14 protein-coding genes, 1 riboswitch and 1 other annotated feature are annotated in these 14,448 nt (G+C 32.9%); of the genes, 12 read left to right on the forward strand and 2 right to left on the reverse strand.

Annotated elements, in window-relative coordinates; translation table 11 throughout:
- Positions 1-2 precede the first annotated feature (2 nt).
- The 3 genes from sdaAA to N4T77_RS04550 all read left to right on the forward strand — a co-directional run bounded on the left by sdaAA (position 3) and on the right by N4T77_RS04550 (position 2,485).
- Positions 3-875, forward strand: coding sequence for an L-serine ammonia-lyase, iron-sulfur-dependent, subunit alpha (gene sdaAA / locus N4T77_RS04540; protein WP_261670554.1), 873 nt, complete (start codon positions 3-5; stop codon positions 873-875).
- A gap of 166 nt (positions 876-1,041) precedes the next feature.
- Positions 1,042-2,088 carry a calcium/proton exchanger gene (gene cax / locus N4T77_RS04545; RefSeq protein ID WP_261670555.1) on the forward strand — a complete coding sequence of 349 codons (1,047 nt, stop codon included), beginning with the start codon at positions 1,042-1,044 and terminating at the stop codon, positions 2,086-2,088.
- Positions 2,089-2,146: 58 nt separating this feature from the next.
- Positions 2,147-2,485, forward strand: a complete 339-nt coding sequence (locus N4T77_RS04550; protein ID WP_261670556.1) for a hypothetical protein — start codon at positions 2,147-2,149, stop codon at positions 2,483-2,485.
- 35 nt (positions 2,486-2,520) lie between these two features.
- On the opposite strand, the gene pssA is transcribed toward N4T77_RS04550, so the two are convergent.
- Entirely contained in the window at positions 2,521-3,042 is a 522-nt protein-coding gene (gene pssA / locus N4T77_RS04555; RefSeq protein WP_261670557.1) for a CDP-diacylglycerol--serine O-phosphatidyltransferase, read from the reverse strand.
- 198 nt (positions 3,043-3,240) lie between these two features.
- Between pssA and N4T77_RS04560 the strand changes: the two genes are divergently transcribed.
- The 4 genes from N4T77_RS04560 to N4T77_RS04575 all read left to right on the forward strand — a co-directional run bounded on the left by N4T77_RS04560 (position 3,241) and on the right by N4T77_RS04575 (position 6,227).
- Positions 3,241-3,903, forward strand: coding sequence for a TVP38/TMEM64 family protein (locus N4T77_RS04560; RefSeq protein WP_261670558.1), 663 nt, complete (start codon positions 3,241-3,243; stop codon positions 3,901-3,903).
- A gap of 66 nt (positions 3,904-3,969) precedes the next feature.
- Positions 3,970-4,398 carry a CBS domain-containing protein gene (locus N4T77_RS04565; protein ID WP_261670559.1) on the forward strand — a complete coding sequence of 143 codons (429 nt, stop codon included), beginning with the start codon at positions 3,970-3,972 and terminating at the stop codon, positions 4,396-4,398.
- Positions 4,399-4,522: 124 nt separating this feature from the next.
- Positions 4,523-5,407 (forward strand): YegS/Rv2252/BmrU family lipid kinase, encoded by an 885-nt coding sequence (locus N4T77_RS04570; protein ID WP_261670560.1) that lies wholly within the window; start codon positions 4,523-4,525, stop codon positions 5,405-5,407.
- Positions 5,408-5,576: 169 nt separating this feature from the next.
- Positions 5,577-6,227 carry a hypothetical protein gene (locus N4T77_RS04575; RefSeq protein ID WP_261670561.1) on the forward strand — a complete coding sequence of 217 codons (651 nt, stop codon included), beginning with the start codon at positions 5,577-5,579 and terminating at the stop codon, positions 6,225-6,227.
- A gap of 49 nt (positions 6,228-6,276) precedes the next feature.
- On the opposite strand, the gene N4T77_RS04580 is transcribed toward N4T77_RS04575, so the two are convergent.
- Complete coding sequence (locus N4T77_RS04580; RefSeq protein WP_261670562.1) at positions 6,277-8,151, reverse strand: YgiQ family radical SAM protein; 1,875 nt, start codon at positions 8,149-8,151, stop codon at positions 6,277-6,279.
- 390 nt (positions 8,152-8,541) lie between these two features.
- Positions 8,542-8,713: riboswitch (M-box (ykoK) riboswitch) on the forward strand.
- A 234-nt stretch (positions 8,714-8,947) separates the two neighbouring features.
- On the opposite strand from N4T77_RS04580, the gene N4T77_RS04585 reads away from it, so the two are divergent.
- The 5 genes from N4T77_RS04585 (at position 8,948) to epsC (ending at position 14,433) form a co-directional block, all read left to right on the forward strand.
- Positions 8,948-10,210, forward strand: coding sequence for a magnesium transporter (locus N4T77_RS04585; RefSeq protein ID WP_261670563.1), 1,263 nt, complete (start codon positions 8,948-8,950; stop codon positions 10,208-10,210).
- 44 nt (positions 10,211-10,254) lie between these two features.
- Positions 10,255-11,451, forward strand: a complete 1,197-nt coding sequence (locus tag N4T77_RS04590) for an Nramp family divalent metal transporter (RefSeq protein WP_261670564.1) — start codon at positions 10,255-10,257, stop codon at positions 11,449-11,451.
- 212 nt (positions 11,452-11,663) lie between these two features.
- On the forward strand, positions 11,664-12,398 hold the full coding sequence (gene sleB / locus N4T77_RS04595; RefSeq protein ID WP_261670565.1) for a spore cortex-lytic enzyme: 735 nt from the start codon (positions 11,664-11,666) through the stop codon (positions 12,396-12,398).
- A gap of 145 nt (positions 12,399-12,543) precedes the next feature.
- Positions 12,544-12,790 (forward strand) — a binding site (T-box leader).
- A gap of 72 nt (positions 12,791-12,862) precedes the next feature.
- Positions 12,863-13,774, forward strand: a complete 912-nt coding sequence (gene cysK, locus N4T77_RS04600) for a cysteine synthase A (RefSeq protein WP_261670566.1) — start codon at positions 12,863-12,865, stop codon at positions 13,772-13,774.
- A gap of 62 nt (positions 13,775-13,836) precedes the next feature.
- The gene (epsC, locus tag N4T77_RS04605) at positions 13,837-14,433 is read left to right on the forward strand and encodes a serine O-acetyltransferase EpsC (RefSeq protein WP_261670567.1); all 597 of its coding nucleotides are present in this window, start codon (positions 13,837-13,839) and stop codon (positions 14,431-14,433) included.
- Positions 14,434-14,448 lie beyond the last annotated feature (15 nt).

Below are 14,448 nucleotides of genomic sequence, written 5' to 3' on the forward strand. Positions count from 1 at the left end.
TTATGGTTAACTACGGATATGAACTTTTAGAAGTATGTAAGGAAAAAAATCTTAGTATATGGGAATATACTTTAGAAGAAGAAGCAAAGGCAACTGGCCTTACTAGAGAACAAGTTTTTGAGAAGATGAGAAAAAACTTAAAAGTAATGATGTCTGCAGCAGAGCGTGGATTAACAAATAAAATTGCATCTGTAAGTGGACTTATTGGTGGAGACGCATATAAGTTAAATGAGTATGCCAACAGTGGGAAAACGTTGACAGGAAACTTCATGGTTAAAGCTATGGGAAGAGCTCTTTCTTCTTCAGAAGTAAATGCTGCTATGGGTAAAATAGTAGCTGCTCCAACAGCTGGTTCCTGTGGAATAATGCCTGCAGTTATAATAAGTGCTGGAGAGCAATTAGGTTTATCAGAAGATGATATGGTTAAGGGTCTACTAACAGGTACTGGAGTAGGTATAATTATAGCTAAAAATGCAACTATGGCGGGAGCAGAAGGTGGATGTCAGGCTGAATGTGGTTCAGCAGCAGCTATGGCTTCAGCTGGAGTAGTTGAAATGATGGGTGGAACACCAGATCAAGCCTTAAATGCGGCAGCTATAGTATTTAAGAACATAATAGGTTTAGTCTGTGACCCAATAGCAGGACTAGTAGAAGTTCCTTGCGCTAAGAGAAATGCAGCAGGAGCAGTTAGTGCTTTAACAACAGCAGATATGGTTATGGCTGGAATTATGAGCAAAATACCATTTGACGACACTGTAGAAGCTATGTATAGAGTTGGTAAGCAAATGCCAGCAGAGCTTAGAGAGACAGCTCTTGGTGGATTGGCAATCACAAAAACAGGATTAGAGCTTCAGAAGAAAGTTTTTGGAGAGTAGAATATAGTAGAGCATAGAGCTTAGGATAAGGAACACCTTTATTCTAGGCTTTTATTTTTACAATTAGTAGTTGCAGCTATAAAAGTAACACTTCCTTCTCAAATGAATAGACTAATTAAAGGAACAATCTAGAGGAGGACTACATTTATAAAATGTTGGTGTTATCATGATGAAGAAATGTGTTTATATAATTATCATACTAGTTATCTTTCTTAAAACTCCATATAATCTACTAAATACTATTATTTATTCAGCAGCTATAGTACCACTGGCTATCATGCTAGGGAATCTCACTTCTAATATATCTGAATATATAGGCGATAAGAAAGGTGGCCTTCTAGCCGCGGCAGTAGGAAATATACCTGAACTAACTATGGGCTTATGGTCTATACAATATGGCTTAATACCTATGGTAAAAGCTTCATTAATAGGTTCGATTATAAGCAATATGCTTTTAGTACTTGGAGTATCTATTTTTGCTGGTGGAATAAAATACAAAGAACAGAAATTCAATAAAATAGTTGCTAGAACAAATTTCAGTATGCTTTTATTAGCTGTATCAACCATAATAATAATAGCTTCTCTTAAGCAATACAACGAAGCTATTCCTGAAAATATAGTAGCTTCCATAAGTGTAAAGGTAGCAATAGTTTTAGTAATCGTATATGTATTAGGTTTGATTTTTTCTCTTCATACTCATAGTAACCTCTTTTTAGTTAGTGAACAGACTTCTGAAAATAAACAAGTAAGCAGCAAGAAGCAGTTTAAAAATATAATTGAACTTATTATAGTTGCTGTCATACTATATTTTATAAGTGAAAAGCTTGTATACAATATAAAAGAAACTGTGGAGGCATATGGACTTTCTCAGGAGTTTTTAGGAATAATATTAATACCCTTATTAGGAAACATAGGGGAAAACGTGGCAGCTATTGTATGTGCCGTTAAGAATAAGGTAAACCTAAGTCTTGAAATAGCAATAGGTTCCAGTATACAGATTTCTCTTTTTGTAACTCCTCTTTTAATTATGTTTGCCTGCTTAGTTGGAGTTCAAATGACCTTGATTTTTACCACTTTCCAAATAATTATGGCGTTGATTTCTATTATTATGGCATATATTGTGTTTCAGGATGGTAAAACCTATTGGCTTGAAGGGGCAATTTTAATAGCTATTTATTTAGTAATTACCCTAGCTTATTATTATGTGGTATGATTTTGTAAAAGTTATAATATAAATAGTCTATAGTATGAAATTTAGTAGGGTGATAGTGATGCCGCACAGAAAAATTGTTGAAGATTACTATGGCGACATAAACAATCTTGCGGATTTGTTAAGCAAGCTTGTTAACTCTTATAGACTTTTGATAGGAGGGGCAGGAGAATTAAATGGGATTGCATTAGCTCACAAAAAAGATGTGAAGGACGCATTAAAGAGAGTAAATGAATTAGGAGATATTATTGATGACGTTATAGATGTTTTAGATAAGTCTAGTTACAGTTATATGGATTACTGTAAGCTAAAAGCGCAAATAGTAGAAAGTAAGATACAGGTTGAGTATATTGAAACAGAAATAGGTGAGGAATTGGAGTTGCAAAATGATAAAAAATAGGTGTGGAATATATAAAGACATATTCCACACCTATTTTAAAATTTCTTAAATCTGTGTTTACAAACCATAAGATAAGCAAGAGCTATTACTATAAGTATTGTAACACCTAAAGGTGCAAGGTAGTTTAGTGTAACTAAACAGTATAAAGCCATAAACATACCTGCAAAGGTTATAGGAATTCCGTAGAACTCTCCATCAAATTGTGTAACATTAAATCTAGCCAATCTATACGCACCAGATATCGGGAATAATAACACTAATAAATATCCTAAAAGTCCTAAATTTGAAAAACCGTAAATGTTAAACACAAGTATAGAAGGTGCTACACCAAAGGAAACTAAATCTGCAAGAGAATCAAGTTCTTTACCTAATTCGCTGGATACGTTTAAAAGTCTTGCTACTCTACCATCGTATCTATCAGCTAAACATGCTAATAAAATAAATATGCCAGCCCATTTGTAATTCTCCTGGAAAGACATCATCAGAGACATTACACCACATGCTAGGTTGGCAAAAGTAAAAGCATTAGGTACAGCACTTCTAGCTATTTTAGCCATTAAAATCACTCCTAAATAATAATTGTTATTTTGTGTAATATGAATATATAAAAAGGTATACAATAGTATAAGCCTATTATAACTCATTTTACCAAAATGGTTAAGTATATAATAAACTTTTTTTATGGAAAAATTATAAATTTTTTGTTAAAATAGACTTGCTATATAAGTTATAAAGTGTAGAAAGTTGAGTGATATATGAAAAGTAGTAGAAGTTATTTAAAATATTTAGTTGTTCTAGTTGTAATGTTTGCCATTGTACTATTTTTGTATAGTAATAGACACAGTTTGTTAGGGTTAAGTATTCATAAAATGAGGAGATACATTTTAAGCTACGGTAAATTTGCATCACTGGCTTTTATCATTATATATTCTATAAAACCGATAGCTTTAATTATTCCAACAGGTCTTATATCCATATTAGCTGCAATGATATTTAAACCCTATTATGCTCTATTACTAAGTATGATTGGATGTTTTGGTTCAGCAACTTTAGCATTCTTTTTATCAAGATACCTAGGAAGGTCTTTTGTTGATAAAGTTGTTAAAGGAAAGGCCATGGACTTAGATAGAGGAATAGAAAAGCATGGTTTTAAGATAATGCTTTTAATGAGACTAGCAGTAATTTTTCCTTATGATCCTCTAAGCTATGCTGCTGGACTTTCTAAAATGAAATATAGAGACTTTATATTAGGGACTTTAATTGGTATTTTTCCAGAGATGGTTTCTTATTCACTAATTGGAAAAGGCTTAAGTCATTCTTTTTCCTTCCAGATTTTAATACCTATAGGTGTAGTAATCGTTATTGCAGCAACTGCACTGTACATGTATAAGTCCTCTAAAAATGTAAATAATTTATAAGTAAGAATATCTTTATTAAGGGAATAATAATTTTGTCAAATAATTTCCTTAAGAGAGGTGCTTTTTATGAAGGTAAAAGATATAATGACAGACTCTGTAGTTAGTCTAGATGGAGATGCTCCAGTTCAAAGAGCTGCAGATATCATGAAACAATATAATGTAGGTGCTGTACCAGTTTGTGATGCTGGAAGCGTTATAGGAATCATAACAGATAGAGATATAGCTCTAAGAGCTGTAGCTCCAGGAAAAGACACTCACACTACTAATGTAAGAGAGATAATGTCTTCTAATCCGGTGCTTGGAAAACCTAATATGGAAGTTGATGATGCAGCTAGAATAATGAGCGAAAGACAGATAAGAAGGCTTCCTATAGTAGATAATGATAATTTAGTTGGTATGGTTTCCCTAGGAGACATAGCTGTAGAACCTAGATTAGAACAAGAAGCAGAGCAAGCTTTAAGTAACATTTCGGAACCAAGTACACCAGAGGCATAGATAAAAATAAGATTTAGAAGAAATCCACAAGAATTTTTAGTAATCTTGTGGATTTCTTCTATAAGGTGTTATAATATAATAGTTAAATTTAACAATAAAATATTTACAAATAGGGGAGTTTTATATGAATAAGGTAAAGTTTATTTATAATCCATATTCAGGTGAAAATACCATAGTAACTGACATCGACAAGGTTATAGCAGTGCACCAGAAATATGGCTATGAAGTAGTACCTTATAGAGTAAGCTTTGAGTATGATATGAGTAAGGCATTTGAAGGTATGGATGAGAGCTACAAATATATTTTAGTTGCTGGAGGAGATGGAACAGTAGATACTGCTGTAAATCATATGAAAAACTTAGGAATTAATCTTCCTATTGCAATATTACCAGTAGGAACTGCTAATGATTTTGCTAAGTTTATTGGAATGCCTGAAAATGTAGAAGCAGACTGTGAGCAAATACTAAATAGTAGGCCTAAAAAAGTTGATATAGGAAAAGTTAACGATAAGTACTTTATAAATGTAGCCAGCACTGGACTTTTTACAGATGTATCTCAAAAAACTGATGTAAACTTAAAAAATACTATGGGAAAATTAGCTTATTACGTAAAGGGAATAGAGCAGCTTCCGAATTTTAGAAAACTTAAAATAAAAGTTAAATCTGAAAATACATACTTTGATGGAGACATGTATCTAATGCTAGTCTTTAATGGAAGAACAGCAGGGAATTTTAAATTTGCCTATAAAGCAGAAGTAGATGATGGACTATTGGATGTAATTATAATAAAAGCTGGTCCAATAAAAGATATGATTGCTCTTTTTATTAAAATGTTAAGAGGAGAACATCTAGAAAATACAGCAGGTCTTATGTATTTTAAGACAGAAAAGATAGAAGTGGAATGTCATGAAAACATAGTAACAGACATAGACGGAGAAAGAGGACCAGATTTCCCACTTGTAATAGAGTGTGTTAAAGAAGGAATTGAAGTTCTTGGTATTCGTGACTAACAATAAAGATGCGAAAGGGCATCTTTTTGTTTTATAAAAAACTATAACTAGGACAAGTATTAAGACAGTGTAAGTTAAGGTTTTCTATATTTAAATAGTAAAAAAACTAGTAATATAACAGCAATTGTAATAATAAATATAAGTAGTAGTAATATAAGGGGATGAAAATATGGTTAACTACTATGGTTATTTATTAATTGTCATACTTACACTAATAATTATAGGGATATACTTAAGCAAATTTACACCTAAAAAGATTAGAGTTATTACTGTTTTTATTGTCTTCTGTATGCTCTTTAGATATGTTTCACTATTAATATTTTATTTATCAAATAATATAAAGTATTTATATGTACTTAAAGTTTTTTTCTTTTTAAATCTAATTGCAGTACCATTATTAGCACTAACAGCACTATATATTTTTACTAGGAAAGATAATATTAATTTTTCATACATCTTTATAGCAGCAGCAGTACTAATAGGCTTATATGCATTATGTATCTATAAGTGTCCAAGTTTATTGTACAATTCAAGTTCTATTGGATATACTATGTTCTTCTATAGAAGCATGTATATATATTGGATTTATATAATGTTAAATACAATAATATTATTTTTAACCATATTACTTATGGGACAAAAGAATTTAAATAAGACAGGAATGTATCTTGTTATCTTATCATCATTTGCAACTATATTAGAATTAGTAATCTGGCTTGTTGGAATTACATATCCTTTAGAAAGAGTAGTTGGAGATATGTTTTGGGTTGCAACTCTAGTATATGGATTAAGCAGGTTTAGAAAAAAGACTGTAAAGTAAGTAGAGGGAGATTTTCTATAACTGAGCATAGAAAATCTCCCTTATTGTTTTAATGTTTTTTCTTATTATGGTTACTGCTAGTTTTACCACTAAACTTACTATTGCCTCGATTTTTAAGTCTTGGAGGATTCTCAGGAATTAAGCAATCTTTCCCTCTGCCTATTAGATCTTCTCTTCCAGCTTTAATTAAGGCCTCTTTTACAAGTTTGTAGTTCTCAGGAACGGAAAACTGCATAAGAGCTCTTTGCATATTCTTTTCCTTTTGTTCCTTTGGTACATAGACTTTTTCACCAGTTAGAGGATTAATACCTGTATAGTACATTGTAGTAGATAAGCTACCTGGTGTAGGGTAGAAATCCTGAACCTGTTCTGGAGTATATCCCATACTTTTAATGTATTGAGCAAGTTCTATAGCAGCGTGCAAATCACTGCCTGGATGACTGGACATTAGGTAAGGAACAAGAAATTGGTTTTTCTTTAACTTCTTATTTGCCTCAAAATACTTTTTTGTAAACCTATCATAGACTTCTCTGGTAGGTTTACCCATTTGTTTTAGAACTTTATCACTTACATGTTCTGGTGCTACCTTAAGCTGACCACTTATGTGATGTTTACAAAGTTCTTCTAAAAATTGAGGGTTTTTATCGTAAGTAAGATAATCATATCTTATTCCAGAACGAATAAATACCTTCTTAACTCCAGGAAGTTCCCTAGCTTGCCTTAATAGACTTAAGTATTCTTTATGATCTACAATAAGGTTTTTACAAGGCTTAGGTGAAAGACATTGTTTATTCTTACATACCCCTGCAGTCTCCTGGATTTTGCAGGCTTTATGTCTAAAGTTTGCAGTTGGCCCACCTATGTCATGTATATAACCTTTAAAATCATCTAAGGTTGTCATAAGCTTTATTTCATCTAAGATAGAGCTTTGACTTCTGTTTTGAATTGTTCTTCCCTGATGAAAGGTAAGAGCACAGAAAGAACAACCACCATAGCAACCTCTATGACTAGTTACAGAGAAACTAACCTCTTTTATCGCCGGTATACCGCCTTTAGCTTCATACATTGGATGATAAGTTCTTGCATAAGGTAAATTATATACCATATCCATTTCCTCTTGCGTAAGAGGGAACTGAGGTGGAGTTTGAACTACATATCTATCTCCATGTTTTTGTACTAAGGTTTTTCCTCTAATAGCATCTTGCTCATAATATTCAAGTTTATAACTTTCAGCATAGGCATCTTTATCTTTAGAAACTTCTTCAAAAGAAGGAACTTCTACGAAATTCCTTAAAGAATCTAAATCCTTAACTGAGTATACAGTACCTCTTACATCTGTAATTTTGCTAACATTCATTCCGTACTTAAGAAGATTAGCTATTTGTACAATAGTCTTCTCTCCCATACCATATATTAAAAGATCCGCCTTTGAATCTAAAAGAATACTTCTTCTCACTTTGTTATCCCAGTAATCATAGTGGGCAAATCTTCTAAGACTTGCTTCTATTCCACCAATTATAATTGGCACATCTTTGTAAGCCTCCCTGGCTTTATTACAGTACACAATAACTGCTCTATCCGGTCTGTGCCCACCTTCTCCTCCTGGTGAGTAAAGGTCATCACTTCTTTTCTTTTTAGAAGCAGTATAGTGATTTACCATAGAGTCAATGTTTCCTGAATTTATCAAAAAGGCATGTTTCGGCTTGCCAAGTCTTCTGAATTCTTCAACGTTATTCCAATCTGGTTGAGCTATTATCCCTACTGTAAAGCCCTCGCTTTCTAAAATCCTAGAAATGATTGCAGTACCAAAGGAAGGATGATCAACATAAGCATCTCCAGTGATAAGTATAAAATCTAATTGTTCTATTCCTTGAGCTTTTAGCTCTTGTTTACTTACAGGTAAAAATTTATTATTTATTTGCATTTGAATTCTCCATTCTTATAAAGTTTAGAGTACATTATATATTAGCATAATGAAAGGGAAATATAAAGTTAAATTAAAACTCTAGGACAGCGTCTTTTATGAAAAAAACATGTTAACAGAGTTTTGTTTAATAAGCTAAAGGGAAAACTTTTCTTAGAGAATAAAGAAAGTAATCTTCATATTAATATTAGATTTCCAACTACTGAAAGTAAATATTTATAATATAGCACAACTATGAGAAAATGAATAAAATTCTGCAAAATCAGAAGTAAATTGAAAGAATATAGAAATAACATATTGTAAAGGTTAAATTTAAATAAATATAGTATTTTATAGTTGCATTTTAGCGAATTTGTAATATAATAATTATGTAAAAGGAATTTGAAAATTTTTTATGAATGTTAGGTGAGGCTCCTATATGGATATACGCTACTGCCCGGAAACATCGAGAGATGCCAATGGGTCAACAGGTACTACCGAAATCAAGGTTTTACTTAATGTAGCTGGACTTTAATAAGTCTAAAGCTGTATAGTGCTAAAACTCGGACTACAACAAGTTTTAGTTTATAATGGGAGCCTTGTTAGGCTCTTTTTATTTTTATATAGGTGGTGTGGTTAAATGGATGCTGGCCCTATTAGTGGTCGATTATGTTTCAGAGAAAAATTAAATAATGGATTATATAGGGGAACATTTATGTTCAATAGATAAAGAAGTTTAACCTTTTAGTTTTATTCATTTCCGGTATTTCTTATCATTGTTGCAAATATTCCTCTATATTGAGAAGGAGGAATATTTATGAAAAAGTTGTCCAGTTTCTTCTTAAGTAAAGTTCTCTATAGAAAGATTTATGATGAATTCAATGAGCCTATAGGAAAGCTTTGTGATGTCTATGTAAGTACTGAAGGCGGTTTTCCGAGGGCTATAGGCTATCAGATTAAAAAGGATGGAGAATTAATTAATTGCGAATTTAAAAATATTGTTGTCTACGAGGAAGATGATAAGATTATTGTCAAAGGAGAAGGAGTCAGAGAAATAATTCTCCAAAAATATTCTTATGCTTTATCTAAACACTTGTTAGATAGACAGATTGTTGATATAAATGGTAAAAAGCTTGTAAGGGTTAATGATTTGAGAATTGCAGAAATAGCAGGTGAATATAGAGTTGTAGCGGTAGATGCTGGCGTTCTCGCCCTTGGAAGAAGACTTGGGGTGGAAAAACTAGTAAAGAGTTGTTATAAGTTTTTTCACAAGATGCCAGATGACAGTCTTATAGTGTGGGACAATGTAGAATCTCTTGAAATGGTAAATGCTAACTTAAAGCTATCTGTTCCTTACAAAAAACTATCAAAGCTTCATCCAGCAGATTTAGCGGATATTCTTGAAGATATGGATATAAACTACAGAAAAAAGGTTTTTGAAAGTTTAGATGAAGACTTTGCTGCGGACATTTTAGAAGAAATAGAGCCAGATATTCAAGTAGATATTTTAGAAAACTTAAGCAAGGAAAAAAGAGAAGAACTTTTAGAGAATATGCCTAATGATGAAATTGCGGATATATTGGATGAAGTAGACGAAGAAACTGCAGAAAAAATTCTATTCGATATGGAAAAAGAAGATGCAGATGAAATTAGATCTCTTATGAATTATGAAGAGGAGACTGTTGGAAGCATAATGAATAAGGATTTTATATCTTTTAATATAAGTATAACTGTTCAAGAAACAATTGAACTTTTGAGAGAAATAAAGCCAGAGGATGAGGTGTCTCATTATATATACATTGTAGATGAGCAAGAGAGGCTGCAGGGAGTAGTATCGCTTAAAGATCTTTTGCTTTCTAATCCTGAGAGTAAGTTAAGAGAGATCATGTTTGAAAACATAGCGAGAATAAAAGATAGTGAGAATGTAGATGATGCAATTGAAATGAGTGTTAAATACGATCTTCTTTCCCTTCCTGTTATAGATGATAAAGAAAGGCTCTGTGGTATAGTGATTATGAGTGACATAGTCGAGGACATACTAATACCAACTTGGAGAAAAAGATTTAAAAAGGTAGGATAGGAAGAAGGTAGAAGGTGTTGAAAAATAAAAACAGATTATTATTAATGCTGAGTATAATAGGACCAGGACTCATTACTGCTAATGCCGGCAATGATGCCGGTGGAGTTACTACATACTCAGTAATCGGTGCTCATTATGGATATTCTATGCTTTGGGGACTTTTAGTAATTGCCATAGGGCTTGCAGTGATTCAGGAAATGAATGCAAGAATGGCGGTAGTTACAGGTAAAGGGCTTTCAGATCTAATAAGAGAAAGATATGGCGTAAAGTGGGCTTTCTTTGCCATGGTTACCTTACTTATAGCAAACTTAGGTGTATGTATAGGGGATTTTGCAGGGATAGCAGCTAGTTTAGAGCTGTTTAGTATAAGCAAATATATATCAATTCCAATACTTACAGTTTTTATATGGTTTTTACTAACAAGAGGGGATTACTCAAGGGCGGAAAAAATATTTCTAGCGCTTACTATTACTTTTGTTAGTTATATTGTAACTGCTTTTCTTGTAAAGCCTGATTGGAGTCATGTATTTACAAGTATAGTAACTCCAAAGGCTAAGTTAGATAAGGGATATTTTTTAGTGCTTATAGGAATGGTAGGTACAACTATAACTCCTTATATGCAGTTTTACTTACAATCCTCTATTGTAGATAAAGGTATATCAATAAAAGAATATAGTTATGAAAAATTAGACGTTTATATTGGTACCATTTTTGGTGTGCTTATAGCTCTATTTATAACGGTGTGTACAGCTGAGACCTTGTTTAAAGCTGGGATAAGTATAGATACTGCACAGGATGCAGCAGCAGCCCTTGGTCCTTTAGCTGGTAACTATTCCTTTGTTCTATTTGGAATAGGGCTTTTCGGAGCATCACTTTTAGCTTGTTGCATAATACCATTAAGTACTGCTTATGCAATATGTGAAGCCTTTGGCTTTGAAAGTGGAATGGATAACAAGATAAAAGAAGCACCAGTGTTCTTTGGATTATTTCTATTTATGATTGTTGTAAGTGGGTTAATAGTACTTATACCTGGTATATCGTTAATTAATATAATTTTAGTTACTCAGCAATTAGCTGGTATATTATGTCCTATAGTATTAATATTTATGATAAGTCTAGTGAATGATGTAGAAGTTATGGGGAGCCATGTTAACAGTACAGTACAAAACTTTATAGCGAAGTCAACAGTAGTACTTATAATAGCGTTAACAATTATAGCTTTTGCTTCGAATTTTATATAATTAAAAATTAACCTATTGTTATAGTAGAATTGGATTGGGATTTACAAGTAAAACTAGTAGAGCTCAATTCAATTCTATTTTTATTTGTTGTATTTTTCTATTATAAATCCAATATTCATATTACAGCTTTAAGTGTATTTTTTACTGTTTTGTGCGCACACTAAGTCTGAAGGATGAAATCATAATCTTATACTATAGTAAGGAGTGTTTCTATGAAGAAGAAGGTTGCTAAGTTCAAGAAGGAAATAGTATGCGTACTTGCTATTATGATTACATACATTATCACATCTATAGGTGTAGCTCCTTATAATAATGCAGCGAGGGCTATAGCATATAATTATGGCGATAGAGGAAATATTGTGTTAGAGATACAAAGGAGACTTAAGGCTTGGGGATATTATGATGGAGATTTAGATGCTATATACGGTTATAGAACCTATACTGGTGTGAGAAGTTTTCAAGCAAAGCATGGTTTAGCTGTAGATGGAATAGCTGGAGATCGAACTCTTAATGCCTTAGGAATTAATGCAGGTCAATATGCTGCCAATCAGGCGAGTACTACAAATAACTCTAATCCTGGCAAGTACACTACAAATAACCAAGATGTAATGCTTCTTGCAAGAGCCATAAATGGAGAGGCAAGAGGAGAACCTTATGAAGGGCAGGTAGCAGTAGGTGCAGTAATTTTGAACAGAACGAGAGATTCTAGATTTCCAAGTACCATAGCAGGGGTTGTTTATCAACCAGGAGCTTTTACAGCAGTAGTAGATGGTCAAATACATGCCAATATGGAACAGAACTCCATAAATGCTGCACGAGATGCTTTAAATGGATGGGATCCTTCTGGTGGTGCGGTGTATTACTTTAATCCAGCTACATCAACTAACAAATGGATATGGTCCAGACCACTTATTAAAGTTATAGGAAAGCATAGATTTTGTAGATAGAAATCTAGAAATTAATATGGATTTAAGTGATAATAATCTCACCTATAATGGTGGGATTATTTATTTAATAAAGTATTAAAAATATATTGACAAATTAGAAAGCTATTATATATAATATTAATATACAATTCATAGTAAAACACTCAGAAATACTTTGAAAAAGGAAAGTAACTTAAAAAGAGTTTTGCAGAGAGGGAACCATTTGCTGGGAGGTTTCTAAACGAATTTTATGTGAAGTGCCCTTTGGAGTTATGTACCGAACTAAGTAGGCTACATCGGGACCACCCGTTACAGTGGTAGAGCATAGCGCTGTGCTTGAAAGGTGAGTTGAGATTTTAAGTAATATTAGAATCTAATTAGAGTGGAACCGCGGATTACACCCCGTCTCTAAAATTTTAGAGACGGGGTTTTTTGACGTCAAAATAGGGAATTATAATTATAAAATTAAAATTGGAGGTAGTAAAATGATATTTTATAACGCATTAGATATGATAGGTGGAACACCTTTATTAAAACTTAAAAATATGGTAGATGAAAATATGGCAGAGGTATATGTAAAGCTAGAAAAATTTAATCCAGGTGGAAGCGTTAAGGATAGGGCAGCTCTTGGAATGATAGAAAAAGCTGAAAAGGAAGGACTTATAAAGCCAGGCGATACACTAGTTGAGCCAACTAGTGGTAATACAGGAATAGCTCTTGCGATGATAGGAAAATTAAAAGGCTATAAGGTAATAATAGTTATGCCAGAAACTATGAGCGTGGAAAGAAGAGCTATGATGAAGGCTTACGGAGCAGAGCTTGTTCTTACTGATGGTGTAAAGGGTATGAAAGGTGCAATAGAAAAAGCACTAGAAATAGGTGATGGTAAAGAAGGATACTTTATACCACAGCAGTTCACAAATGAAGCAAATCCATTAAAACACTATGAAACTACTGCTAATGAAATATTAAAGGATGTAGAAGATTTAGATGTTTTCGTAGTAGGAGTTGGTACTGGCGGAACTATATCTGGAGTTGGTGGCAACCTAAAGAAGCATAATGAGAATATAAAGGTTATAGCAGTAGAGCCAGAAAAGTCCCCAGTTATATCAGGAGGTCAGGCTGGCCCTCACAAAATACAAGGTATAGGAGCAGGGTTCGTACCTGATATATACAAAAAGGAATTAATAGATAAAGTTATGACTATATCAGATGAAGAAGCTTTTGAATATGCAAGACTTATGGGAACAGAAGAAGGTATATTAGTTGGCATATCCTCTGGCGCTAACATAGCGGCAGCGATAAAAGTAGCAAAAGAACTTGGAAAAGGTAAAAAGGTAGTTACTGTTGCACCGGATGGAGGAGAAAAGTATTTATCAATGGGATTATATGACTAGTTTAAAAAAACTGTGGGTCTAAAATTTAGACCCACCATTAAGTTGATTAGGGGGATAGAGTTATGAAAAATCCATTTAAATTATTAGCTTATGATTTAAAAAGTGCTATGAAAAATGACCCGGCGGCAAGAAATCCAATAGAAGTATTCCTTCTATATCCTTGTATACACGCATTAATTGCATACAGAATATCTAACTTTTTTTATAAAAGAAAAGCTTTTTTTATGGCTAGATTAATATCACAAATCGCTAGATTTTTTACAGGTATAGAAATACACCCTGGTGCAACTATAGGAAAGGGATTATTTATAGATCACGGTATGGGTGTAGTTATCGGGGAAACAGCAGAAATTGGAGATAACGTAACCTTGTATCATGGAGTAACCTTAGGAGGTACTGGAAAGGACACTGGAAAGAGACATCCTACTGTAGGGAATAATGTTGTAATAGGAAGCGGTGCTAAAGTTTTAGGACCTATAGTTATTGAAGACAATGTTAAGATTGGCGCTAATTCAGTGGTTTTAAAAAATGTGCCTTCTGACTGTACTGCAGTTGGAATACCAGCAAAGATTATACACAGAAATTCTGCTCCAGCTGTAATAGAAATAAAGGATTATAAAGGAAGAAAAAAGAGTATCTACAATGAGATGGTGATATGATATAATTGAAATAGA

The sequence above is a fragment of the Clostridium sp. CX1 genome, assembly GCF_025398335.1.
Classification (GTDB): Bacteria; Bacillota; Clostridia; order Clostridiales; family Clostridiaceae; genus Clostridium_AM; species Clostridium_AM tanneri.